Genomic DNA, 23,300 nt, shown 5'->3' with positions numbered 1-23,300 from the left:
ACGTGGGTGGTACAGGGCTCAGTACAGGGCCTTGTATCCGCCCCAGCCGGTGCCGATCTGCGTCCGCGCGCCGATGCCGCCCTTTCCGTTGCCGTAGTTGCGGAACAGCCTGCCGGAGGTGTCCCGGGAGATCAGGTCGCCGATGCCGTCGCGGTTGAGGTCGCCCACGCCGACGACGGCGTTGTAGGAGCCGCCCCACTTGGTGGCGATCCTGACGCGGGCCTTGAAGGTGCCGGTGCGTGTGCCGTTGTAGCGGTAGAGGTTGTTGGACTTGTCCTGGGCGAGCAGGTCGCCGATGCCGTCACCGGTGATGTCGCCGACGGCGACGATCTTCTTGTACTTCTTCCAGTTGCTCGCGATCTTGACGCGGGCGGAGAGCTTGCCCGTGCTGGTGCCCTTGTGGAGGTACATGTCCCCGGTGGACGCCTTGCGGGTGATCAGGTCCGGGCGTCCGTCCCCGGTGATGTCACCGGTCGAGACCATGACGTCGTACTGGTTCCAGCCGCTCTTGCCGATCGTGGTGTACGGCGTCGACGCCTTCAGCGCGGCCCCGCACTTCGGCTTGTACAGCCGCAGCGAGCCGTTGCCCGGCCGCACGACGAGGTCGTTGCAGCGGTCGCCGTTCAGGTCGCCGAAGGGCACGACCGTGGTCCCCTTCGGCCAGCCGGTTCCGCTCACCTTGGTCGAGAGGGTGCCCTTGGCCGTGCCCCGGTGGATGGTCAGGGAGCCCTTGGAGTTCATGGTGAGCAGGTCGCCGATGCCGTCCGAACCGAGGTAGTCGTGGCGTACGGGCGAGCCTCCGATCAACGAGCCGCTGCCGCTGCCGACGGTCACGGCCTTGGAGGTGCCGAGGCCGGTCGCCTTCAGGGTCCACTTGAACCGCCCGTTGGGGAAGCGGACGCCGCCCGCCGTCTTGCCGTTCCACTTGGCCGTCACCCGTGCGGTGGCCGCGCCGCCGGTGAGGGTGCGGGTGGCCCTGCCGGTCTCGCCGATCTCCGCCGACGTGAACGTCAGCGACCAGGAGGTGACGGGGCGGGACAGCAGCCAGGTGCCGGTCCAGGGCGTCGAGGTGGTCAGGTTGATCTGGGTGGCGGTGTCCGTCTCGAACGCGGTCGGGGCCGACGGGGTGAAGCCGGTCGTGGCGACGTGGGTGCGCTCGTGGACGTCGAACCAGGCGACCAGGCCCGTGTACTCGTCCACGGTCCAGCGTTGGCGGCGGTCGGCGGCCGGGCCGGTGTCCGGCACATCGGAGGCCAGGACGCGGGTGGCGCCGGTGGCCGCGTCGGTCAGGACGAGGGTGCCGGCCCCGTGGTCGTGCCGGACCGTGAAGCCGTCGCCGAGCAGGACGTCACCCGGGGTGACAGCGCGGGAGGTGCCGGCCTTGGTGTCGTACACGCCCGCCGAGGTGGTGCCGCAGGCCCAGTACAGCCAGCGGCCCGCCGCCTGCAGCTCGCTCGGGACGCAGCGCGCGCCCGGGACGGTGACCGTGGTGAGGGTCTTCTTCTCCGTCAGGCTGTAGGAGGTGACCCGGCCGGCGGTGGTGGTGGCGCTCCACAGGACGGGGCCGTTGAGGGCGGCCGCCCGGACCGAACGCTTCAGCAACTGGCCGTAGCCGAACCGGCCGACGTACTGGGCCGGGGCGGCACCGCGGGAGTCGTAGACCACGTAGTCGTCGGAGACGTCGACGATGCTGCCGCCCGTGGTGTTGAACCACAGGGGCTGGTAGCCGATCGGGACCAGCCGGTCCGTGCCCGGCAGGGGGTCGTCCTCGTCCTGGTGGGCGACCTCCTCCAGGTAGACGTCCCGGGGCGAGGTGACCATGTTGCCCCACAGCGTCGGGCACGGGGTGTCCGGGTGGGGGCACTTCGGGAGGATCTTGGTGCTCTCGGTGGCAGGGGACGCGGTGAGCGCCGTACCGCCGTTGGTCGTCAGGGTCCGTACGGAGGTGGTGTCGAAGCCGTTGGCGTGCTCGGGGTCGTGCTCCGCGACCCGCAGGCTGCCGCGGCTGAGGGCGATGCCCGTCTTGGCGTTCTCCCGTGCGGGCACCTGGTACAACTTCGTCAGCTCCGGCGTGCCGTCCGCGGTCAGGCTCACGCGCTGCACCCACCAGTCGGTGGCGCCCGTGCCGCCGGTGACGAGAGCAGTGTCGCCGGGGCCGCGGACCGCGGCCTTGCCGGCCTTGTCCAGCAGGGTGCGGGACGAGCCGTCGATGAGGGAGAGGGCCGTCAGACTGGTGGTGCTGGTGCCGGCGCCCGTCTGCGGAGGCAGCAGCAGCCAGTCACCGGTCAGGACGGGCTTGGCGAACTGGTAGGGCCCCGGCAGCTCGACGAACTCCTCCTCGCCACCCGGCTCGCTGCGCGGCTTGAAGTGCAGGCCTCCGTCGCCGTACCAGCCGATCCGGCCCTCGCTCAGGACGACGGGGGCGGTGGCGGAGACGCCGCTGAACGCCTTGGTGGCGGCGGCCGACTCGATGTCGATGTAGTACAGACCGGTGCCCCACCTGACCAGCACCCCGGCCGCGTCGGCGGCCATGACGTAGCCGTTGTTGACGGTCACCTCGGCCGGAGTGAAGGGGCGTTCACGGCGCTCGCCGTCCACGGTGTCGATGAGGGTACGGCTGGTGACGACGGTGGTCCCGGCCAGCGCCCGGTAGGGGTACGCGGACGTCACGGTCGACGTCTTGCGCGTGGCCGGATCCCACAGGGTGACGGTCGTGTCGGACGTGCTCGTCGGCAGGGCGACGAGGTCACCGTCCGAGCCGTACCAGGCCTGCTGGCACGTCGAGCTGAAGGTACTGCACGGTCCCGTCGGCGTGAAGAGGCCGTCCGGGGTGCGCACACTGACGGTGGTGCCGTCGGCGTAGCTCGTCCACAGCAGTCCGGCAATCCCGGACTGCCCGTGCAGGAAGCCGCTGGGGCCGGCCGCGAACGGCTGGTCGAAGCGCGGCTGGGCCGAGGACGGGTCGGTGAGCGTGATCTCGGTGGTGCCGGCCGCGTTCTGCGCGCCCGCGGCCTGGGCGGGGTCGCCGCCCCCGGCGAGGACGGTGGCGGACGCGGCCATGACGGCGACCGCGAGCGTGGCGACGGTGGCGGCCAGTCCGCCCCGTCCCAGGGCGTGTCTGCCCACGTGAGGTTCCCTCCCGGCGAGGGTCCCCTGCCCTCGCCCAAGTGGGCGGACTTTACCAGGGTTTTGCTGTCCTTTTCCGCGTTCCCTGGATCTCGAAAGGGCGTCGACCGCATCGTCATGCCACCGGCCGAACCCGATGAAGGGGGTGCCTACGGAGACGAAGCGGCCCGGAACCGATCAGGGGGCTCCGGGCCGCTTTTCCGTGTGGGTGGTTACTGGGGACTCAGGCCGGGGGCTCGGTGAAGAGGTCCTCGGCCCGGGTGACCGTGGTGGCCAGCTTCAGCCACCGGGTGAGGGTGGCCAGATCGGAGCAGGTCGTCACGCGTTCCCATGTGTTGCCGGTGACCTCGATGTCCCGGCCCTGCAGGAGCCGCAGGACCGCTGTGGCCCGTCCCTCGGCGAAACCGGCGGCCCAGCCCTGCATGTACTCCTCGGTCCAGTTGCCCGCCATGGCGCGGAGACAGACGACATCGTCGAGGGACAGGGAGTCCCTTCGGCTGATCTCGTTCAGATGCGCCTTGTGATCGGCGATCGCCGCTTCCGGGGCCACCCCGATGGCCATGCAGAATGCCGTGACCCCGGCTCGGCCCGACACTTTCTCCCGCATTTCCGGGCTCATGCGGCGGTGCAGTCGAGGAAAGGGGATGTGCGGGGCTCATGCATGGCCAGGGCCGTCCTTGGAGGTCTCCGGGTCCTCCTTGAACATGTCCTCGGCCTTGGCGGCCGTCAGGGAACGGTCGAACCAGGCGGTGAGTGTGTCGAGGTCGGTGCAGGCGGTGACGCGTTCGCGGACGTTGTCGGAGATCGCGAGTTCACGAACTTCCAGTACGCGCAGGATGTCCTCGGCCTTGCCCTTGACCTTGCCTGCTGCCTCGCCCTCCGCCTTGCCTTCCGCCTTGCCTTCCGCCTTGCCCTTCAGGTACGTCTCCTCGAAGAGGGTTCCCCGGCCGGGGAAGTAAGTGGCGACCATCTTCTGCAGTCCTCTCCATGTCTCTCTGGCCGGAGTGTCCTCCAGGCCGACTTCCAGGAACTCGCACCAGTACTTCGCCGTCGGCTTGTCGGTGGTAGGCCCGCCTCGGGTTTCCTCGATCTTCGAGTCCCCGCGCTCGTACCGCGCCCGGGCACAGTCGACCGTCAGTTCCTGGACCTGGCTGTCCACACGGAAGGTCAACCCCAGCGTCGACGGATGGAGACTCGGCATGGTGGGCGCGGACAGGTCGGGATCCCCGGCCTCCGGCTCCTGCTCAGACGCCATGCCCGCCGGGGGACAGGTCGGGGCGCCGGGCGATCTCGGCAGCCGCGGGGTCGCCCCTCAGGAGCGCGCGCCTGCGCTCCCGCCGTACACCGCCCTACCTCCAGACGTCCGCGTACCGGGTCGGCCTCTCTGCCAAGGTCTGGAGCTACTCGTCCGTAAAGACGTCTTCGGCCGTCGGGGCTGTGACGGCACGCCGGTGCCAGTGGCGCAGGATCTCGGGGTCGCCGCAGCCGGTGATGCGTTCCCGGACCGCTTCGGGGACGTCGATGCCGCGCACTTCCAGGATGTCCAGGACATCCTCGGCGGCGCGTCGTCGCGCCTCGCCCTCGGCTCGGCCCTCCTCGCGGAGCTCCTCGGAGAGGGGTGACTTGTAAAAGGAGAGGTCCACGGCCACCAGTTTCCTCCACAGTTGTGCGGCTGGGTGCTTGTCCGGGCCTTGTGCGATGAATTCGATGATCGGGTTGGCGATGGGAGTGAGGTGGTAAGAGACGGAAAGGGTATTGCCTCTGGCACATGCCAATACGTGTTCTGCAGGGAGCATATGACTTCAACTCGGCCCGGCACGAGCGCAGTTGCTGATGTTCACCCGGAGGGGTGAAGACGGCTGCGAGCCGATCTCCAGCGGGCGCCGGGCCCTGGCCGACCCGTCAGGCGGCCGGGGCGCGCCTACGGTTCGAGCGGAAGGGATGTCTGTTCGGCCGCCGGGCCAAGGTAGGTGTACTCGGTGGACCGTGCGATGCCCACAGAGTCCAGCCGTTGCCGGAAGCGGACCCGGAAATGGACGTTGTCCCCGAGGCCCGGGCGCATGCGCAGCAACTCTTCCGGCTCTTCGAATCGGACATCGTAGGCGTACGCGTTCTTGGCGGTCCCTGTTTTGACCTTCACCCAGCCGCTTTCGCGTAGTTCGGTGATGCGGCCGGAGATCGTGATCTCCTGGTCGCGGTCCCGGGTCTCCCGCAACCGTTCCACGTAGCGCCTGCCTCGTTCAGTCAGTTGCGCGCGGCGCATGCCCCCGTCGGCGGCGTACCAGGTCATCCCCAGGTCGAGGCTGTACCTGCTCAGGGCGCGGGACAGCGAGTCCACGGCGTCGAAGAGCCGGGCCCACTCGCGGACATCGCTCTCCGACTCCAGCGCGGTCAGCAACTCGGTGAGAGCGCGCATGCCCGTGCTTGCCGCGGAGGCGGCGGGGGCGTCAAGGGTGTACGGCTCCGGGGAGGCACCGGTGGCCACGGGCCGGGCGTGCACCACGGTGCTGCCCGCCGAGACGCCGGTGAGTTCCAGAAGGACGGGCGTGCCCGCGGCAGCGGAGATCGCTGCCTCGACCGGGTGCAGGAGGGCGTCCCCCCATTGGAAGCGGAGCGCACCTGCTTCGGTGTCCGGGCCGGTCAGGCGCAGCTGAAGCTCCTCGTCGAGCCGTGCCCCCGGCGCGTATTCGCGTGCCGCGGTGAGACGACTGGCCCGGTGTTCGGCCTCGATCTCCTCGTCGTCCCTGTCCTCGGTGCCCAGCTCGTCCAGGAGCCGGGCTGCCCGGTCCGCCGCGGTCGGATCGTCCCCCAGGAGCGCGCGCCTGCGCTCGCGCCAGCTGTCGCCGTTCACAGTCGCACCTCCAGATATCCGCGCGCCGGGGCGGCACTCTGTTCGGAGGGCGAGCGGTCGGCCTGGCCGGGCAGCCTGCAGCGCTGCCACCAGTCGTCCCACACACCCCGTTGCGTGAAGTATGTCCGCTCTTCAGGTGTGAAGCGCTCCGGCTCGAAGATACGGGCAACCGGCTGGTACCCGATGCGGAGGGGAGAGACGCCGAACTTCTCCCTCATTCTGTCCCGGCTCTGGAAAGCGGTGGTCAGCCATTTGGAGCCGGGTTTGCCGCGCACCGCACGCTCGGCCCGGGTGTCGATCAGAAGCGTCGCGTCGATGTTCCTGGGGTCGGGTTTCGTACTGACGAAGCTGCCACCGAGCCACATCCGGTGAATGAGCCGGAGGCCGGCAAGGACGTCCGCGTACGCGTCCTCGAGCGTGAGGAAACGGTCGACATAGTCGAGTAAGCCGTCCCACAGAGCCGTGCGCGTCGTGCAGTCCTGAAACTCCGGGGCGCTGACCAGCATGGACTTCGCCTCGTCGAGGGAGACGGAGTACCAGCCCAGGGGGAGGAATCCGTTGGCGGCGAAGGTGGGCAGCACGTGAGGTCCTGTTGAGTGTCGGAGAACATCGTCACAGTGGTCGGGGCAGGGCGGTACGAGTCATCCTGCCGGGGCGGCTTCGGGGGCGCTGACGGTTCCGGACAATTGCTTCGTTGACGCGCACCCCTGGCAGTTGTGTGGGTCGGGGCCCCGGTAGCCGCGGTCGCAGGTGTCGCAGTTGCGGAGTGGGTGCCGGACGGGCGGGGGCGGCTCGGGGGCGCGGAACGGTGGCAGGGGCGGGAGCTGGGCGGTGAGGCGGTGGGCCAGGAGGGCGGCAGGGCGGCGCAGGGGCTCCGCCGGCAGGTCGCTGGTCAGGGCGTGGCGTACGGCGGTGGGGGTGAGGTCCCGTTCCAGCCAGGCGGCGACGCCGGGCGCGAGGTGCTCGGCGTCGGTGGCGGAGAGGAGTAGGCGGGGGTCCGTGCGGCGCAGGCCGGCGAGGACCTCGGTGGCTGTTTGGAGGAGGGCGGGGGAGCTGTACACGGGCTTCGGTACGGCGGGCAGGGCCCGGCGGCGTTCGGGTTTCTGCTGCGGGGCGGTGGCCGCGCGGCGGGTCGGGGGCCTCGGCGGTTCCGCTTCGGGCGCGTCGCGGTGACGGCCCGGCTGGTTGCAGGAGACGGTGCGCGTGACGATGCGGCCGGTCTCGGTGCGCTCCCGGGTGCGGCGCAGGTAGCCGTGGGTCTCCAGCTCGCGCAGGGCGGCGGCGATCCGGGTCGGGCCCTCCGGGAAGCGGTTGGCGAGGGTCTTGATGTCGACGGGGGCACCGGTGGGAAGGGACTGGATGTGCACCGCCAGCCCGATGGCGAGCCCCGACAACTCGGGGTACTGGGCGAGGTGGTTGCCGATCACCGTGAAGCGGGTGGTGTGGCGGGTGTTCTCGTGCGTGACGCCGTAGGCACGCGGGCGGGCAGAGGTGCGTGGATTCGCCCGGGAGTGGGGTTCGTCGGCGGCAACGGCTGACTGGGAGTGCGGGGGCACGCTAGGGTCGTGGGTATCCATCAGGAAGGTCCGTTCTTCCTCGGTGGTCAGGCCCTCGATCGGGATTGCTACTCCCGGCCGGGGGCCGATCGGCCACGCCCCAGCGGTCGGCGAGCGCGGCCACGAGGAGCAGGCCGCGCCCCGACTCGGCGTCCGAGGCGGGCTGCTGGGGTGCGGGGAGCCGGTCACCGCGGGTGTCGGTGACCTCGATGCGCAGCGTGTCGCCGATCAGGTGGAGCGTCAGCCGGAAGTCGCGTCCGGGAACGCGGCCGTGCGTGATGGCGTTGGCCGCCAGCTCGGCCACGAGAAGGTTCGCGGGCTCCGTGGGCAGCCCCCAGCGGCGCAGCTGCGCCTGGGCGAGCAGACGCGCGAGACGGGCCCCGCGCCGTGTGGACGACAGCAGCACGCTGAAGTTGGGGAACTGGACGCTCTGCTCGGCCGTGAGGTCGGCGATTTCCTGATTCACGTCACTCAGAGTGGCCGAGCACACCTACCGTGAGGAGTGACTGAACGGTTGCGTGCGGTGACTGTCGGCTGCTTGTCCGGTGCTGTCCGGGCCGTCGGCACCGTTGGTAGGGGTAGGGCGTCGCGGTGCGGCGCGGGACTAGGGAGGGGTGCGGCATGTCGGTGGACGGCGGGGCGGTACGGCTCGGGGGCGAGGCGGACGAGCCGGGGTGGGAGGTGGACCCGGATGACGAGTGGGGAGTCGCGGTGATTGCCACCGTGGGGCGGCAGTTGAAGCTGCGGCGGGAGGCGGTGGGGATGCGGGCCGCCGAGTTCGGGGCGGCGATGGGGTACGGGGAGGACCTGGTCTACAAGATCGAGGGCGGGAAGAGGATCCCGCGGGAGGAGTACCTGGACAAGGCCGACGAGGTGCTGCGCGCGGGTGGGCTCATCTCGGCGACCTGGGAGGACGTGAGGAAGGTCCGGTACCCGAAGAGCGTGCGGGCGCTGGCTGATCTTGAGGCCAAAGCGGTTGAGATCGGGGTGTACGTCGGGCTCAGCATCCACGGCCTGTTGCAGACACCGGAGCATGCGCGAGCCTTGTTCGAGGCCTGGCAACCGCCGTACTCGGAAGAGGAAGTGGAGCGCTTGGTCGAGGCTCGGATGGCCCGAAAGTCGATCTTCGAGCGGTCACCTGCTCCGGCTCTCAGCTTCGTCCTGGAAGAGGCGACGCTACGCCGACGGGTTGGGGGCACAATGGGGTGGCGTCAGCAGCTCGAACACATGCTGGAGGCGGGGCGGTTGCGCAACGTCACGCTTCAAGTGATGCCGACGAGCGCAGGGGCCCACCCTGGGCTGGACGGCAGGATCGAGGTGTTGAAGTTCGCCGACGGCACGGCGGCGGGTCGTTCCGACGGTGCGTTCAATGGCCGGCCGACTTCGGATCCGAAGCAGTTGCGGATCCTTGAGCTGCGGTATGGGACCATCCGTGCGCAGGCTCTCACGCCGCGGGAGTCGCTGGCCTTCATCGAGCGAGTGCTGGGAGAAACATGATCCGCAAGGCCTCTGCCGGGGACGCCTCCGAGCTGGTCTGGTTCAAGAGCAGTTACAGCGACGGCCCTGATGGCAACTCCTGCGTCGAGATCGCGACAGCGCCCTGCACCATCCACGTCCGTGACTCCAAGAACATCGAGGGCCCTCGGCTCGCGCTCGGGCCCGGCGCTTGGGCCCACTTCGTGATGTACGCCTCGGAAAGCTGACCCTCAGCGGCACGTGCCCCGCTCCTGGTTGTCACCGGGTGCGGGGTGCTGTGGTGTCTTGGGTCAGTTGCTTCGTGCTTCCCCCGGACCGTGGGGATGTCTGGTCTCACCTTGGCGATGGCCGCGAAGTCGTCGTCGACATGGAGAACGGTCAAGTGGTGTTGCTCGGCGGTGAGAGCGATCAGGATGTCCATGGGGGAAGGGTCGCGATGGTGGCCGATCTTCGCCAGGTCCCGCTGCACCTCCACGACCTTCGGCCAGGGATCGTCGAGTGCCGGCACCCAGCCGAAGGTCTGGCCGAGCATGGTGAAGAAGGGCTCGTAGTCCCGGTCGGAGCGCAGGCCGGGCATCAGTTCGGCCTCGACGGGTGGGTAGATGGCGACCAGTCCTCATGCCACGTGACTGGGCCACGGTGAGCCGAGCTTCCCGCGCGGCAGCCGCCACACGGCGGAGGTGTCGGCCAGGTAGGTCACAGGCCCGCCCGTTCCCTGTCCTCAAGGACATCGAAGTCCAGGAACGCGTCGGCGTTCTCCTGAAGCCGGCGCAGGGCACGTGCCCGGTCGTCGGCGCTGATCGCGGACGCTGTGGTCAGCGCGCGGTCGATGGTCTCCCGTTCGGTCCTGGTGCCGAGCTGCCGCTGAGCGAAGGCCGGCTTGTCGTCGTCGATGTCGGCCAGAGTCCTGGACATGAGACCTCCCGCAGTCAGGCTTATGTATCAGCACCAAGCTGATATCAATCCGCGCCGGCCGGGGCAGGTGTGATGCGTGCCCGGATCTTGGACAGGGGGTCGGGTGAACAGCGAAGGGCGCGACCGTTCACCCGACCATCCTGCTCTCCCTCTGCCAAGCCCTTGGGTACCCATGATCCCGACGAGTGCGACGCAGGGCCCACTCCGGGCGCCTTGAGATGGACCCGACGTCACAACGGACATGGCATGGAGAGGCTTGCCGGGCCCGGTCGAGGTGTGCGCTGTGATCTGCGAGCGCTTTCCTGGCGTCCAGTCGGATGGCCCTGACAAGTGCTGCGACCGCTTCCTGACTCTCCACGATCTCCCGCAGATCCGGGCGGGCATGGCCGGCCAGGGCGTGTCCTTTCATGCGGGAGTGTCCGTGGCGGACTCCGGGTCCTCCTTGAACATGTCCTCGGCCTTGGCGGCCGTCAGGGAACGGTCGAACCAGGCGGTGAGTGTGTCGAGGTCGGTGCAGGCGGTGACGCGTTCGCGGACGTTGTCGGAGATCGCGAGTTCTCGAACTTCCAGTACGCGCAGGATGTCCTCGGCCTTGCCCTTGACCTTGCCTGCTGCCTCGCCTTCCGCCTTGCCTTCCGCCTTGCCCTTCAGGTACGTCTCCTCGAAGAGGGTTCCCCGGCCGGGGAAGTAAGTGGCGACCATCTTCTGCAGTCCTCTCCATGTCTCTCTGGCCGGAGTGTCCTCCAGGCCGACTTCCAGGAACTCGCACCAGTACTTCGCCGTCGGTTTGTCGAAGGACCGCATGCCGCGGGCCAGCATGTCCAGTATGGCGGCGATGTGCTTGCTCTCGCTGTGCACGATGGCCGCGATGGTCGCCAGCGCGGGCTCCCGCACGATCATCGACTCGTCCGTGATCTCCGGAATCGTGTCCGGCCCGAGGACGAACGGACGCGTGACCTGGGTCGCCCAGGGACCGACGCGGCACTCGAAGGGTCCAGCGGCCCAGGAAGCCGTGGACCGGTTCTTGCAGACGGCGACGAGCAGCACGGGAAGGTCGTACTTCGCGCGCATGTACGCCACGTAATAGGCCCAGTTGGCCCCCTTGTCCGGGGCGCGCTTCGTCTGCATCTCGACGGCGACCATGAAGCCGTCCCCCTCGGAGGGCTCCACCTTGAGCACCGTGTCCACACGGCGCTCCATGGGACGGAGCTCCGTGGCGTCAGGTGAGAGCGCTGCGATGTCCGCCTTCGCCGGCGGCGGCAGGCCCAGCGCCTTGAAGACGGGGGCGAGGACCTCCGGATGCTCCTGGAAGATCCGGTGTGCGGCCTCGTGTGTCGATGTGACCATGTGTGCAACCTAGGTCGCCCAAGGAGCGGGCTGCCCGGGAGATCCAGAGTGTTCACTCTTTCGGGAAGTGAGTGAACGTTCAGCCCGGCAGTCGTGCTGCGGCGCCTTCAGGTGAACCTTGACGCGGGCCGTGGAAGCACGACACCCGCCGGGAAGCGGACGGCCCCACGGCTGTATCGGCAACGTGGGGTCGTCCGAGGGGTGGAACCAGGATTACTGCTCCTCGCCGCCGAAGCGCTCCTTGTACGTCTCCAGGTCCTCGTCCGTCAGCTTGGTGAAGAGGACCGGCGGGACCGTGAAGGGGGTGCCCGGGGTGAGGGTGGTGAGGGAGGTCGCCTCCTCCTGGGTGACCCAGGTGGCCGTGTCGTCCCGCAGGTCGAACGCCGCGCGCATCGCCGCCGACGAGGCCGGGATGAACGGCTCCGAGACCACCGCGTAGAGGTGGATCAGGTTCATCGCGGTGCGCAGGGTGAGGGCCGCGCCCTCCTTGTCGGTCTTGATCTCCAGCCAGGGGGCCTTCTCCTCCAGGTAGGAGTTGCCCGCCGACCACAGGGCGCGCAGCGCGGCCGCCGCCTTGCGGAACTGGATGGCCTCCATCTGCTCCTCGTACTCCGCGAGGAGGCGGGCGATCTCCTCCCCGAGCCTGGCCTCGGCCTCGCCCGGCTCGCTGCCCTCCGGGACCTCGTCGCCGAAGCGCTTGCGGGAGAAGGACAGCACCCGGTTGACGAAGTTGCCCAGGGTGTCCGCCAGGTCCTTGTTCACCGTGGCCGTGAAGTGTTCCCAGGTGAAGGAGGAGTCGTCGGACTCCGGCGCGTTCGCCATCATGAAGTAGCGCCAGTAGTCGGCCGGGAGGATCTCCAGCGCGTCGTGCGTGAAGACGCCGCGCCGTTGCGAGGTGGAGAACTTGCCGCCGTAGTAGTTGAGCCAGTTGAAGGCCTTGATGACGTCGACCTTCTTCCACGGCGCGCGGGTGCCCAGCAGGGTCGCCGGGAACATCACGCTGTGGAAGGGCACGTTGTCCTTGCCCATGAACTGCGTGTAGTGGACGTCCGCCTCCGACTCCCACCACCACGAACGCCAGTCCCGGTGCTCCGGATCCTGGTCCGCCCACTCCTTCGTCGCGCCGATGTACTCGATCGGGGCGTCGAACCAGACGTAGAAGACCTTGCCCTCGGCGGCCAGGTCCGGCCAGGTGTCCGCCGGAACCGGGACGCCCCAGTCCAGGTCACGGGTGATCGCACGGTCGTGCAGGCCCTCGGTGAGCCACTTGCGGGCGATGGAGGAGGCCAGCACCGGCCAGTTCTCGGCCCGCTCGTCCACCCATGCCTCCACCTCGCCGGCCAGGACCGACTGGAGCAGGAACAGGTGCTTGGTCTCGCGGATCTCCAGGTCGCTGCTGCCGCTGATCGCCGAACGGGCGTCGATCAGGTCGGTCGGGTCCAGGACCCGCGTGCAGTTCTCGCACTGGTCGCCGCGTGCCTTGTCGTAGCCGCAGTGCGGGCAGGTGCCGATGATGTAGCGGTCGGGCAGGAAGCGGCCGTCGGTGTTCGAGTACACCTGGCGGATGGCCCGCTCCTCGATGAACCCGTTCGCCTTGAGCTCGCGGGCGATCTCCTGCGTGATCTCGTGGTTCTGCGGGGAGGAGCTGCGGCCGAAGTAGTCGAAGGCCAGGTTGAAGCCGTCGTAGACCGCCTTCTGCGCGTCATGGGCCTGCGCGCAGAACTCGTCGACCGGGATGCCCTGCTCCTTGGCCGCCAGTTCGGCGGGCGTGCCGTGCTCGTCGGTCGCGCAGATGTACAGGACCTCGTGGCCGCGCTGGCGCAGGTAGCGGGAGTACACGTCCGCCGGGAGCATGGACCCCACCATGTTGCCCAGGTGCTTGATCCCGTTGATGTACGGAAGGGCGCTGGTGATGAGGTGTCGAGCCATCGCGGGCTGCTCCCAGGTCGCTGCTGAGGGTGACGATCTCGTCGGGTTCGGGTCGTCTACGGAACCTTGAAATCGTAGCCGACACGGGTGGGCCGCCCGCTTCCCGTTTTACTGGACGGGAAGGGGCGGCCCCTGGTGCGTGTGGATCACGGACGCCAGTTCGCCAGGACGCCCTCGTAGAGCTCCTGGTCCGTGAGCTCGCGCGGGGTCGGGCCCGCGTGGAAGAAGGACGCGGTGTCGGTCTTCAGTCTGCGGAGGTAGTCGAAGGCCTTGTTGTCGTGCTCGCCGAAGGCGACGAAGGAGAAGAAGACGGTGGGGTGCTTCTTCGCCGCCTCGGTGAGGGACTGGGTGGCCGGGGTCTTGGCGTCCGGGGCGCCGTCCGTCTGGAAGATCACCAGAGCGGGGGCGGCCGGGTCGTCCGCCGACTTCGTGTGGTGGTCCAGTACGGCTTCCACGGCCGCGTGATAGCTCGTACGGCCCATGCGGCCGAGGGAGCCGTGCAGGTCGTCGATCTTGTTCTCGTGCTCGGTGAGGGTGAGCTCACCGGTGCCGTCCACTTCCGTGGAGAAGAACGTGACGTGGACCGACGCCTCGGCGTCGAGGTGGGCGGCGAGGGCGAGGGTCTGCTCGCCGAGCGCCTGGGCGGAGCCGTCCTTGTAGTACGGGCGCATGGAGGCGGAGCGGTCCAGGACGAGGTAGACCTTGGCCCGGGTGCCGGTGAGGTCGTGCTTCTTGAGGGCGGCTCCGGCGGCCTTGTAGGCGGTGGTGAGGCCGGGGGCGCGGGACTGCACGTGGGTGAGGGGGGTGGCGGAGGGGGTCGGCGGGGTGGGTTCGGCCGCCTCGACGGTTTCCTCCGGGAGCGGGGCCGGTTCGGCCGCCTCGGCGGTCTCCTCCGGGAGCGGGGCCGGTTCGGCCGCCTCGGCTTCGCCTTCGGCGGGGTCGTTCCCACCCGCACCACCCGTGCGGGTTTCGTGGTCGGGTGCGGGTGGCCCCTGTGGGGTGTCCTCGCCGTCGGCGGCTGCGGGTTCGGCCGTGGCCGCCGGCTCCGGAGCGGCTGTCTCCGCGGCCGGGACGGGCTCGGGCTTCGGCTGCGCAGGCTCCGCCTCGGTCGCCGCTTCCGGAACGTTTCCGGCCTCGGTCTCCGGCTTGGGCTCGGGCTCTGCTTCCGCCGGCTTGTCCTCTTCTGTCGCCGGTTCGGTTTCTGTTACCGGTTCGGTTTCCGCTACTGGCTTGGTTTCTGCTGCCGGTTCGGTTTCCGCTGCCGGTTCGGCTTCTGCTGCCGATTCGGTTTCCGTCGCAGGCTCGGCCGCGGCCTCGGGTCGGGGCTCCGGCTCGGGGGCCGGCTCCGCTTCCGGAGTTGGCTCCGGCGCCGTCTCCTCAGCGGCGGACGGCGTTTCCGTCGGCACCTCCTCGGCGGCCGACCCCTCCGGTGCCGGCCGGTCCGCAGAGCGGGTGGGCTTCGGCACCGCCACGTTGTCGAAGGACGCTGAGACGAGGTCGTGCTCGTCGCGGGGTTCCGGAACGGAGGCCGTGGGCTTCGGCGTCGGTTCGGGGGACGGGGAGGGGACCTTCGGGGACGGGGTCGTGGCCTCGGCCGGCTCCGGGGCCGGCTCGGACGGCGTCGGGGTGGCCTCGGCCGCACCGTGCGTTTCGGCGGCCTGCGCCGCACCCTCCGCCTCGGCGGTCCTCGCTCTGCGTGACCGGCCGAACGCGTTCCGCAAGAGAGTGAGAATGCCCATGTGCGCAACCCTTCGCTGAGTTGAAGCCCGTCAATCCCTGGCCAGGACGGACACGTAAGGTTAGCTGCCCCCATGGACGATCTTGGGCAGGGTCGGGTCTCCGGTGCCGCGGCTGTCAAGAGCGGTATCCGGCCCGTGTACGGCGCCGTACGGCGACTTCGGGGCAACTTCCTTGATGCTGCCGCAGGTTCACTTGTCGTTCATCCTGGCGCCCGGCTATCGCAGATATGTGTTCCTACGGTTCGCGTTGGCATCACGGGCACCCGAGGAGAGAACCATTGCGCAAGCTGCTGCCGTTGATCAAAACGCCCTCCGGCTCGCATCCCGGTGGACGGTCCGCCCTGACCTGTCGTTTCCGGTGTGGTGACGCCTGCTTCCAGGAAGTACCCAACACCAGCTCCAACGAGTACGTCGGCGATGTCGTCGCCGGCGTACTTGCGCGCCGTTCGGTGCTGAGGGCCGCCACGGTCGTCGGCGTCGCGGCCGGCACGGCCACCATCCCCGGGGCCCGTCCGGCGGAGGCCGCCCCCGCGGACCCGGCGCCGTCCCGGAAGAAGCCCACCGGCGCGCGCGGGCTGCGGTTCGCGCCCGTCGCGCCCAACACCGCCGACACCGTCACCGTCCCCGACGGCTACCGGCAGAACGTCGTCGTCCGCTGGGGCGAGCCCATCCTGCGCGGGGCACCCGCCTTCGACCCGGAGCACCAGACCGCGGCGGCTCAGGCCGGGCAGTTCGGGTACAACAACGACTTCCTGGCCCTGCTGCCCCTGCGGGGTGAGCCGCACCGGCAGCTCCTCGTCGCCAACCACGAGTACACCGACGAGGTGCTCATGTTCCGGGGATACGACCCGGAGAACCCCACCCGGCAGCAGGTCGAGGTCGCCTGGGCCGCGCACGGGCTGTCCGCCGTCGTGGTGGAGGAGGACCGCAGGACGGGGAAGCTCACCGCGGTGCCCCGGCACCACCTCAACCGGCGGGTGACCGCCACCACCGAGTTCCGGCTCACCGGGCCCGCCGCGGGGTCGGACCTGCTGAAGACCTCCGCCGATCCGAGCGGGCGCCGGGTGCTCGGCACCCTCAACAACTGCTCCGGCGGAACCACGCCGTGGGGAACGACCCTGCACGGCGAGGAGAACTTCAACCAGTACTTCGCCCACGGCGGCCGGGACACCGACCGGCGTTACGGCATCGGCACCGGGGCCACCGAGCGCAAGTGGGAGCGGTTCGACCAGAGGTTCGACGTCGCGCGGGAGCCCAACGAGGCGCACCGCTTCGGGTACGTCGTCGAGTTGGACCCGTACGACCCGTCCTCCACGCCGCGCAAGCACACCGCGCTCGGGCGGTTCAAGCACGAGGGGGCGACCGTCCGGCTCACCGAGGACGGGCGGCCCGTCGTGTACTCGGGCGACGACGAGCGGTTCGACTACTTCTACAAGTTCGTCGGCAGCAAGCGGATGCGGAAGGGGTCGTCCCGGGCCGCGCGCGAGCACAACCTGTCGCTGCTCGACGAGGGGACCCTGTACGTCGCCCGGCTCACCGGCGATTCGCCCGCCGCGGAGATCGACGGGAGCGGGAAGCTGCCCGCCGACGGGGAGTTCGACGGCCGCGGCGAGTGGCTTCCGCTGGCCACGGCGACCGCGGAGGGAGCCGTCTCGCACGTGGCGGGGATGACCGCCGAGGAGGTGTTCGTCTTCACGCGGCTCGCGGGCGACAAGGTGGGCGCGACGAAGATGGACCGGCCCGAGGACGTCGAGCCCTCGCCGCACACCGGCAAGGTGTACGTCGCCCTCACCAACAACAGCAACCGGGGCAGGGCGGGTTACGCGCCCGCCGACGAGGCCAACCCGCGCAACGCCAACAAGCACGGGCACATCCTGGAGCTGACCGAGCGCGGCAACAGGGCCGACGCGACGCGCTTCGACTGGTCGGTGTTCCTCGTCGCCGGTGACCCGGCCGATCCGTCGACCTACTTCGCCGGGTTCCCCAAGGAGCACGTCAGCCCGGTCTCCTGCCCGGACAACGTGGCCTTCGACCGGTACGGGAACCTGTGGATCGCGACCGACGGCAACCAGCTCGGGTCGCACGACGGGCTGTTCGGCGTCGCGGTGAAGGGGGACCGGCGAGGGGAGCTGAAGCAGTTCCTGACCATGCCCGCGGGTGCGGAGACCTGCGGGCCGATCGTGCAGGAGCGGCGCGTGGTCGTCGCCGTGCAGCACCCGGGCGAGGTCGACGGGGCGTCGGTGGAGCAGCCGGCGAGCACCTGGCCGGACGGGCCCGGCAGGGTGCCGCGGCCCGCGGTGGTGGCGGTCTGGCGGGCGGACGGGGGCGGCATCGGCGTGTGAGGACGCCCGTGTGAGGACGCCACCCGGCGTGGGCACCCCGGCCGGGCACCCGCGGGTGTCTCGGTGGGGTGCTCACGGGTGTCTCGGCGGGGCGTCCGTGGGTGTTTCGGTGGGGTGTTCGCGGTCCCGGAGCGGGCTCGGGCCCGGACTCAGACCTGGACCCGGGGTGGCGGCTGCTGGTTGTGGGGCGGGGTGGTCGGGGGCTCCGGCGTGCGGCGACGGCGTACGAGGCGGAGCGGGCGTCGGCGGCGGGTGAGCCAGGTCAGGGCGGCCGCCGTCAGGCCGAGGGCGACCAGGAGCCAGGAGGTGGTGCGCAGGGTGGCGGTGAGGGCGTCGTAGACGGCGCCGGCGGCCGGCTGGGAGACCTCGGCGGGCAGGTCGGCGAGGGTCACGCTGCGGCCGACGGCGACGGCGAGGGCGAGGAGCGCGCCGCCCAGGGCGGTACCGAGCGCGGTGGCGGTCAGCGCGCGGCGGCGGCGGACGGCCAGGGCGAGGCCGGCGAGGGCGAACACCACGGCCGCCACCGGGAGCCAGAAACCGGCGACTTCGAGCGCGTGGAACCCCTTTTGCAGACGGCCCAGCTGCTGGGCCGGAAGCAGGTCGACCTCGGTGTGCTCGACGGGGATGCGGCCGGCGAGCGGCACGCGGTCCTCGGTGAGCCGTGCCTTGATCTGGGCGGTGACCGGCGCGAGGTCGACGGTGACCGGGCGTCCGCGCTCGCCGCGGCCGTCGCGCAGGGCACGCAGGACGGCGTCGTGGGCGGCCCGGTTGCCCTCGTTCCACGCCGTGCGGAAGGCTTCCGTCCGGGTGAAGGAACGCGCCGCGTCGTGCACGAAGGGCGCGACGGTGCCGCGCAGCACACCGGCGTCCAGTTCGTGGCCGATCCGGCGCACGATCCCGTCCCCGACGGTGTCCGCGACGGCGTCCCGCACGTCCGGGTCGTCGGCGAGCGGTGCCATCGTGGCGACGTAGCGGCCGGTGTCGGCCAGGCCGTACGCGGCCCAGGCCGACAGCACGCCGAGCGGCACGAGCAGGCACGAGAGGACGATCAGTACGGCTGACAGACCACTTCGCAGGCGTCGGGACACATGTCCCAGCCAAGGCCGCCCGCGGGGGGCCCGCGAGCGGAGGAAGGGTGTTCGGGTGACTACGACGGGTTGCGGGGGCGGGGGGTCACGGGGTGCGGGGGTTACAGGTCGCGGGGCCCGGTGGAGTCAGGTGATGCGGTTCCCCCGCGCGTCCTCGTGCGTGTAGAACCAGTAGAAGGTGGTGACGCCCGCGCCTACGGCGAACAGCAGGGACAGGCCGACGGACAGCAGGATCGGTTCGCCGCTCTGGCTGTAGAGGAAGCCGAACGCCACGCCGATGAAGGCGAACCAGAGCGCGGCGTGCAACTCGCGCCCCAGGCGCCGGCCGAGCGTCAGGACACCCGCCAGGACCACCGTGAACACGATGACGGTCACGGCGGCGAACACGAGGTTCCCGGTCGTGACCGGACCGCCGGCGCGCCGGATCTCCGCCGCCCAGAAGCCGTAGATCAGTCCCAGCGCGAACGGCACCGCCCACCGGCCGATGGCGTGGGCGCGTGGGCTGAACAGGTCGGGCCTGCGGGTGCTGCCGCGGGTGGTGTCGGGGGTGGTGCGTTCGTACACGGATACCGGGTGAGCCATGAGAGCGCTCCTCTCTCCTCGCCCCCGCCTACCAGAGCACACCTGGGAACGGGCCCTGGCAAGTCGGTGGAGCCGTTACCGTGTGCTCGGAGCCTGTCGCAGGCGACCGACGGATCACCGACGCGGGGGGACGATGCCCGGAACCGTGCTGCTGCTCGCGGCCGCGCCCGTGGGCAGGGGGCGCCTGGTGGACGCCGCGTCCGTGCTGCCCGTGCTGGCCGCCGTACCGCCCTCGGTGCTGTCCGGCACGGACACCGCGACCGTCGTCGAACTCGTCGACCCGCTGCAGCCGCAGGCCGTGCTCACCCGGCTGCGCGCCGCCGCGGCGGCCCCCGGCCCGCTGACCGTGTTCGTCACCGGCCAGCTCCAGCTGGACCGCCGCCAGCACCTGCCCCACCTGGCGCTGGCCCGCACCACTCCGGCGACCGTCCGCTACACGGCGCTGCCCTGGCACTGGCTGCGCGAGGAGCTGCGGCTGCGCCCGGACGGCACGACCACGGTCGTGGCCGATCTGCACGCGGACGCGGAGTGCTGGGAACTGCTGCGGCGGCGCCCCCTGGACCCGGGCCGCAACATCGCGGTGTACGGCCGCCTCGCGCCGCCGCCCGCCCGGCGCACGGTGGCGGCGCCGGCGTACATGAAGGCGGTGGCGACGATCCTGCGCAGCGGGCGCCGACCGCCCCTCCAGGAGCTGCACCGGCAGGCGCTGACGCGGCTGGCCGACGAGGGCGGCGGGCCCGGACTCGTGCTCACCGCTCCCCGGCCGGCGCCGGCCGACCCGCACGCGGCCATCGCCACCTGTGTGGAGGCCGGGCGGCACGGCGACGCCGACGCGCTCGCCGCCCGCTGGGAGCAGGACGCCGTCCGTGCGCACGGGGCCGCCTCCGAGGACGCGCTGCACTGGGCCGAGGTCCGCGCGGACCTGGCGATGTTCGCGGGCGACGCCGCCCGCAGCTGCCGGGCCTGGCTGACCGTGGCCGCCACCCGCCTGGCCATGGGGCAGGCCGCCGACGCCCCGGCGGTCGAGGCCGCCGTCGACCGGGCGCACCACCAGTGGGGACGGATCCGTGACCCCGGGCGGGCCCGCGAACTCGGGCCGGTGCTCGCGGAGTTGCGCGGGCGGGTGCCCGGTCGGCGCCGGGGCGCGCTGGACCACGTACGGCAGCAGTTGCGGCAGCTGCAGACGCAGGGCTGACGGCACGGAGCACGGCGGCGCCCGCCTCCGGGTCCGCCCCTGGGGCGCCTCCGTGGCGCGCCGTCGGTGTCGCCCACCGGTGAGCGCACCTGTAACACGCTCCGAGACGTGACTGGCCGGCCCGGCTGCCTGTTCACCGGGGACGCGGTCCGGCGATCCGGTCCGGCGATCCGGTCCGGCGATCCGGTCCGGCGACGCGGACCCGGCCCGTCGGCCGGACAAAGCGCTGCGGCGGGCACTGCCGGACTGGGCCGGAAACGCGGCAGCACGAACTAGCGGCTCTGGGCGACCTGTTGGGCCGGTATCGGGGTGGGCTCCTGCGCCGGGCCCGCGTTGGCCGCCGCGACGAGGGCGGCCACGGCCATGACCGCTGCGCCGAATCCTCTGACGAGACGTGCGGGGATGAGTCCGAGTCCTTGGCGCGCGACAGTGCGTCCGAGCACGGCAACCGACCTCGCAACGACAGTGGGGGATCAAGCAGATTTGACGCGCTTTCCAAAGTAGGGGGTCGGGTGGCCCAACGGAAAGAGCATCAGGGAGAGTTGGGGCCTCATGGGCGGAAGGTCCGGTGCTGATTTCCGGTCAGTGCGCACCGCTCGCCGCAAGCCGGTCTGCTGGCATGATGAACCGCATGGCGAAGCGGGACGACCCGGAGACCATCGGGCGCAGGGTGCAGCGGTTGCGGCGCGAGCAAGGGCTGACCCAGCGGCAGTTGGCGGAACCGGCTTACACCCCCGCCTACATCTCCACGCTCGAGGCGGGCCGGGTGCGGCCCTCCGACGAGGCGCTGCGGCACGTCGCCGAGCGGCTCGGGGTCTCCTTCGAGGAGCTCGCCACCGGGCGCCCCGCCCACCTCGCCACCGACCTGCGGCTCAGGCTGACCGAGGCGCAGCGCACGCTCGCCACCGGGGAGGCCGACGAGGCGGCCGAGCAGTACGCCCGGCTGCTGGCCGAGGCCGAGGAGCACGAGTTCGCCGACGTCCGGGCCGAGGCCCTGCTCGGGCTCGGCGAGTGCGCCCTGGAGACCGGTGAGCTCGAGAGCGGCCGGCGGTTCTTCGAGCGGTCCGAGCAGGCCCTCGCCGAGGCGCCGCTGCCCGCCCGGGTGCCCGCGCTGCGCGGCCGGGCCGTCTCCCACTACCTGGCGGGCGAGCTGCGGTACGCCGTCTACCTGTTCGAGTCCACCCTCGACGAGCTCAACCGGGGCGGGCTGCACGACCCGGACGCGCTGCTCCTGCTGTACACGAGCGTCATCGGGCCGTACATGGACATGGGGGCGCACGTGCGGGCGGCCCAGGCGGCCGAGCTCGCCCTCGCGCTCGCCCCGCGGGCGGGCGACCCGGCGCTGGTGGCCCGGATGCACCGGTCGGTGGCCCGCACCCTGCTCGCCGAGGGACGCATCGCCGAGGCCGACGCCTCGCTCGCCAAGGCGGCCGAGCTCTACCGGCACCTGCAGCTGCGCACCGAACTCGCCAACTGCCACTGGATGCGCGGCTACGTCTGCGCGCAGAACGGCGAACTCCAGCGCGCGGAGGAGGAGCTGCGGGCCGCGCAGAGCATGCTGTCGGCCAAGCGCGCCGCGCTCTACACCAGCCAGGTCGCGGTCGAGCTGGCCGACGTCCTGCACCGGCGCGGCAAGTCGGAGGAGGCCGCCGGGCTGCTCCAGCAGGTCCTCGGGGACCTCTCCTCCGAGCGGGGCGCCGTCCACGCCGCCGCCGCGCACCGGCTGCTCGGCATCATCGCCGAGGACGCCCGCGACACGGAGGCGGCCGAGGAGCACTACGTGCGCGCGCTGAGCCTGCTGGAGCGCGCGGGCGCGGCCGGTGACCTCGCCGACCTGTGCCGCCTCCTGGGCGACCTGCTCCGCCGCACCGGCCGCGTGGAGGCGGCCCTGGACGCCTACCGCACGGGCCTCGGCCACCGCACGGCCCCCGGCACGACCACCCTGGGTCCGGCCCCCGCCCAGCCGCCGCTGTGACGGCGGGCGAGCGCCCTGTGGCCCGTAGGTTTTCGGGGGAGGCGCGCGGGTACCCGAGGGGCCGGTCTGGGCAGGTGGACCCGCGATGGGGTGTCTCCTCGTTCAGCGTGTGTACGTCTGTTCCCGGGAACCGTGGACGACAGTGGCCGCGCTGATGTGGTGAGGAGGCGGTGGCCGTGCAGCCCAGGGACGACGGCTTCCAGAGCCGTCGCGGTGAGGGCGTGCGCGAGCGGGACCGCGTGCGTGAGCCGGTGAACGCCGCCGACGTGATCGCCGAGGGCGTCAGGGGCATGGCGCCCGCCGAGATCCCGCACCGGCTGTGCGTGCTCGCGGTCGGGCTGCTGCCGGTGACCGGCGCCAGCGTCTCGCTGCGCGGCAACGGCATGCCCGTACGGATGAGCGCCAGCGACGACGAGGCCGCCCGGATGGCCGAGATCCAGGCCACTCTGGGCGACGGGCCGTCGCTGTACGCCGCGGAGATCGGCGCGCCCGTCCTGGCCTCCGACCTGACCACGGGCCGCGACGCCCGGCGCTGGCCGGTGTTCGCGCAGCAGGCGGCCGAGGCCGGCGTCCAGGCGGTGTACTCCATCCCGCTCGGCAACGACGCCGTCTGCGTGGGCACGCTCGACCTCTACGGCGACGTCCCGCAGGAGCTCACCAAACGGGAGCTGCACACCGCCCAGCTCGTGGCCGGCGTGATGACACTGGCCCTGATGTCCCTGCCCCACGGGGAGGACGACGAGGATGCGGGCGGAGAGTGCTGGCTGAGCGGTCTCACCACGGATCAGGACGAGGTCCACCAGGCCATCGGCATGATCATGGTCCAGCTCGGGGTCGGCGCCGAGGAGGCCCTGGCACGGTTGCGCGCCTCCGCCTTCGCCCAGGGCCGTACGGCACTCGACGTGGCACACGAGGTGATCACACACAGGAAGAGCTTCGAGCACGACTAGGGCCTGTCCGGCGGATCAAGTCACGGGAAATCGGCGGTCGGCCCTCGGCCCAGGTGAGCGGGGGCGATGGGGGGGGGGTCCTGCTCGAAGAGCTCGGGGGTGGGGTCCCCCCTGCTCGAAGAGCTCGGGGGAGTGCCGGACCCCGCGTCCGCGGCATGATCCGCCGGGCAGGCCCTGGGATCCCGGCGGGTGGCGTCCGCCCGCCGAGGAGCGGTGTCCGTCCGCCGCG

At 71.1% G+C, this 23,300-nt stretch carries 19 protein-coding genes and 1 pseudogene; 6 read left to right on the top strand and 14 right to left on the bottom strand.

What is annotated here, in order from left to right:
• Positions 1 to 18 precede the first annotated feature (18 nt).
• The 8 genes and pseudogenes from DEP02_RS33915 to DEP02_RS10115 form a co-directional block, all read right to left on the bottom strand.
• Positions 19 to 3,126, bottom strand: a complete 3,108-nt coding sequence (locus DEP02_RS33915; RefSeq protein WP_112467005.1) for an FG-GAP repeat domain-containing protein — start codon at positions 3,124 to 3,126, stop codon at positions 19 to 21.
• Positions 3,127 to 3,349: 223 nt separating this feature from the next.
• Complete coding sequence (locus tag DEP02_RS10145; protein WP_232839047.1) at positions 3,350 to 3,688, bottom strand: hypothetical protein; 339 nt, start codon at positions 3,686 to 3,688, stop codon at positions 3,350 to 3,352.
• Positions 3,689 to 3,781: 93 nt separating this feature from the next.
• Complete coding sequence (locus DEP02_RS10140) at positions 3,782 to 4,381, bottom strand: RpnC/YadD family protein (protein ID WP_232839046.1); 600 nt, start codon at positions 4,379 to 4,381, stop codon at positions 3,782 to 3,784.
• Between the two features lie 145 nt (positions 4,382 to 4,526).
• A pseudogene (locus DEP02_RS10135) lies at positions 4,527 to 4,850 on the bottom strand (hypothetical protein); the annotation flags it as partial.
• Positions 4,851 to 5,047: 197 nt separating this feature from the next.
• Positions 5,048 to 5,977: a hypothetical protein gene (locus tag DEP02_RS10130; RefSeq protein WP_112467004.1), complete on the bottom strand. Its 930-nt coding sequence runs from the start codon at positions 5,975 to 5,977 to the stop codon at positions 5,048 to 5,050.
• A complete protein-coding gene (locus DEP02_RS10125; RefSeq protein ID WP_112467003.1) occupies positions 5,974 to 6,558 on the bottom strand; it encodes a DUF6932 family protein in 585 nt (194 codons plus the stop codon). Before DEP02_RS10125 ends, DEP02_RS10130 begins: the two co-directional genes overlap by 4 nt.
• Positions 6,559 to 6,618: 60 nt before the next feature.
• Positions 6,619 to 7,554 (bottom strand): helix-turn-helix domain-containing protein, encoded by a 936-nt coding sequence (locus DEP02_RS10120; RefSeq protein WP_112467002.1) that lies wholly within the window; start codon positions 7,552 to 7,554, stop codon positions 6,619 to 6,621.
• Positions 7,535 to 7,999, bottom strand: a complete 465-nt coding sequence (locus DEP02_RS10115; protein WP_438947745.1) for an ATP-binding protein — start codon at positions 7,997 to 7,999, stop codon at positions 7,535 to 7,537. Before DEP02_RS10115 ends, DEP02_RS10120 begins: the two co-directional genes overlap by 20 nt.
• Before the next feature lie 155 nt (positions 8,000 to 8,154).
• On the opposite strand from DEP02_RS10115, the gene DEP02_RS10110 reads away from it, so the two are divergent.
• Positions 8,155 to 9,030, top strand: coding sequence for a helix-turn-helix domain-containing protein (locus DEP02_RS10110; protein ID WP_112467001.1), 876 nt, complete (start codon positions 8,155 to 8,157; stop codon positions 9,028 to 9,030).
• Positions 9,027 to 9,236: a DUF397 domain-containing protein gene (locus DEP02_RS10105; protein WP_112467000.1), complete on the top strand. Its 210-nt coding sequence runs from the start codon at positions 9,027 to 9,029 to the stop codon at positions 9,234 to 9,236. The genes DEP02_RS10110 and DEP02_RS10105 overlap by 4 nt, the downstream gene beginning before the upstream one ends.
• A gap of 469 nt (positions 9,237 to 9,705) precedes the next feature.
• Here DEP02_RS10105 and DEP02_RS10095 read toward each other — a convergent pair whose 3' ends face one another.
• From DEP02_RS10095 to DEP02_RS10080, 4 genes are all read right to left on the bottom strand, one after another.
• Positions 9,706 to 9,924 (bottom strand): DUF2191 domain-containing protein, encoded by a 219-nt coding sequence (locus DEP02_RS10095; protein WP_112466999.1) that lies wholly within the window; start codon positions 9,922 to 9,924, stop codon positions 9,706 to 9,708.
• Between the two features lie 405 nt (positions 9,925 to 10,329).
• Entirely contained in the window at positions 10,330 to 11,271 is a 942-nt protein-coding gene (locus tag DEP02_RS10090) for an RpnC/YadD family protein (RefSeq protein ID WP_112466998.1), read from the bottom strand.
• Between the two features lie 213 nt (positions 11,272 to 11,484).
• Entirely contained in the window at positions 11,485 to 13,200 is a 1,716-nt protein-coding gene (gene metG / locus DEP02_RS10085; RefSeq protein WP_112466997.1) for a methionine--tRNA ligase, read from the bottom strand.
• A gap of 146 nt (positions 13,201 to 13,346) precedes the next feature.
• A complete protein-coding gene (locus DEP02_RS10080; protein WP_112466996.1) occupies positions 13,347 to 14,939 on the bottom strand; it encodes a VWA domain-containing protein in 1,593 nt (530 codons plus the stop codon).
• 278 nt (positions 14,940 to 15,217) lie between these two features.
• On the opposite strand from DEP02_RS10080, the gene DEP02_RS10075 reads away from it, so the two are divergent.
• The gene (locus tag DEP02_RS10075) at positions 15,218 to 17,281 is read left to right on the top strand and encodes a PhoX family protein (RefSeq protein WP_112466995.1); all 2,064 of its coding nucleotides are present in this window, start codon (positions 15,218 to 15,220) and stop codon (positions 17,279 to 17,281) included.
• A 149-nt stretch (positions 17,282 to 17,430) separates the two neighbouring features.
• Here DEP02_RS10075 and DEP02_RS10070 read toward each other — a convergent pair whose 3' ends face one another.
• Together DEP02_RS10070 and DEP02_RS10065 are read right to left on the bottom strand one after the other, a co-directional pair.
• Positions 17,431 to 18,369, bottom strand: coding sequence for a hypothetical protein (locus DEP02_RS10070; protein ID WP_112466994.1), 939 nt, complete (start codon positions 18,367 to 18,369; stop codon positions 17,431 to 17,433).
• A 126-nt stretch (positions 18,370 to 18,495) separates the two neighbouring features.
• The gene (locus DEP02_RS10065; RefSeq protein WP_112466993.1) at positions 18,496 to 18,951 is read right to left on the bottom strand and encodes a hypothetical protein; all 456 of its coding nucleotides are present in this window, start codon (positions 18,949 to 18,951) and stop codon (positions 18,496 to 18,498) included.
• Between the two features lie 133 nt (positions 18,952 to 19,084).
• Here DEP02_RS10065 and DEP02_RS10060 point away from each other — a divergent pair, with 133 nt between their 5' ends.
• The 3 genes from DEP02_RS10060 to DEP02_RS10050 all read left to right on the top strand — a co-directional run bounded on the left by DEP02_RS10060 (position 19,085) and on the right by DEP02_RS10050 (position 23,071).
• The gene (locus tag DEP02_RS10060; RefSeq protein ID WP_112466992.1) at positions 19,085 to 20,146 is read left to right on the top strand and encodes a hypothetical protein; all 1,062 of its coding nucleotides are present in this window, start codon (positions 19,085 to 19,087) and stop codon (positions 20,144 to 20,146) included.
• 631 nt (positions 20,147 to 20,777) lie between these two features.
• On the top strand, positions 20,778 to 22,121 hold the full coding sequence (locus DEP02_RS10055) for a tetratricopeptide repeat protein (protein ID WP_112466991.1): 1,344 nt from the start codon (positions 20,778 to 20,780) through the stop codon (positions 22,119 to 22,121).
• Positions 22,122 to 22,297: 176 nt separating this feature from the next.
• Positions 22,298 to 23,071 carry a GAF and ANTAR domain-containing protein gene (locus DEP02_RS10050; RefSeq protein WP_438947744.1) on the top strand — a complete coding sequence of 258 codons (774 nt, stop codon included), beginning with the start codon at positions 22,298 to 22,300 and terminating at the stop codon, positions 23,069 to 23,071.
• The last annotated feature ends 229 nt before the right edge of the window (positions 23,072 to 23,300 follow it).

The organism is Streptomyces triticisoli, from assembly GCF_003270085.1.
Lineage (GTDB): Bacteria > Actinomycetota > Actinomycetes > Streptomycetales > Streptomycetaceae > Streptomyces > Streptomyces triticisoli.
Note: the sequence above shows the minus strand (reverse complement) of the source record. Positions and strands in the feature narration are given on the sequence as shown.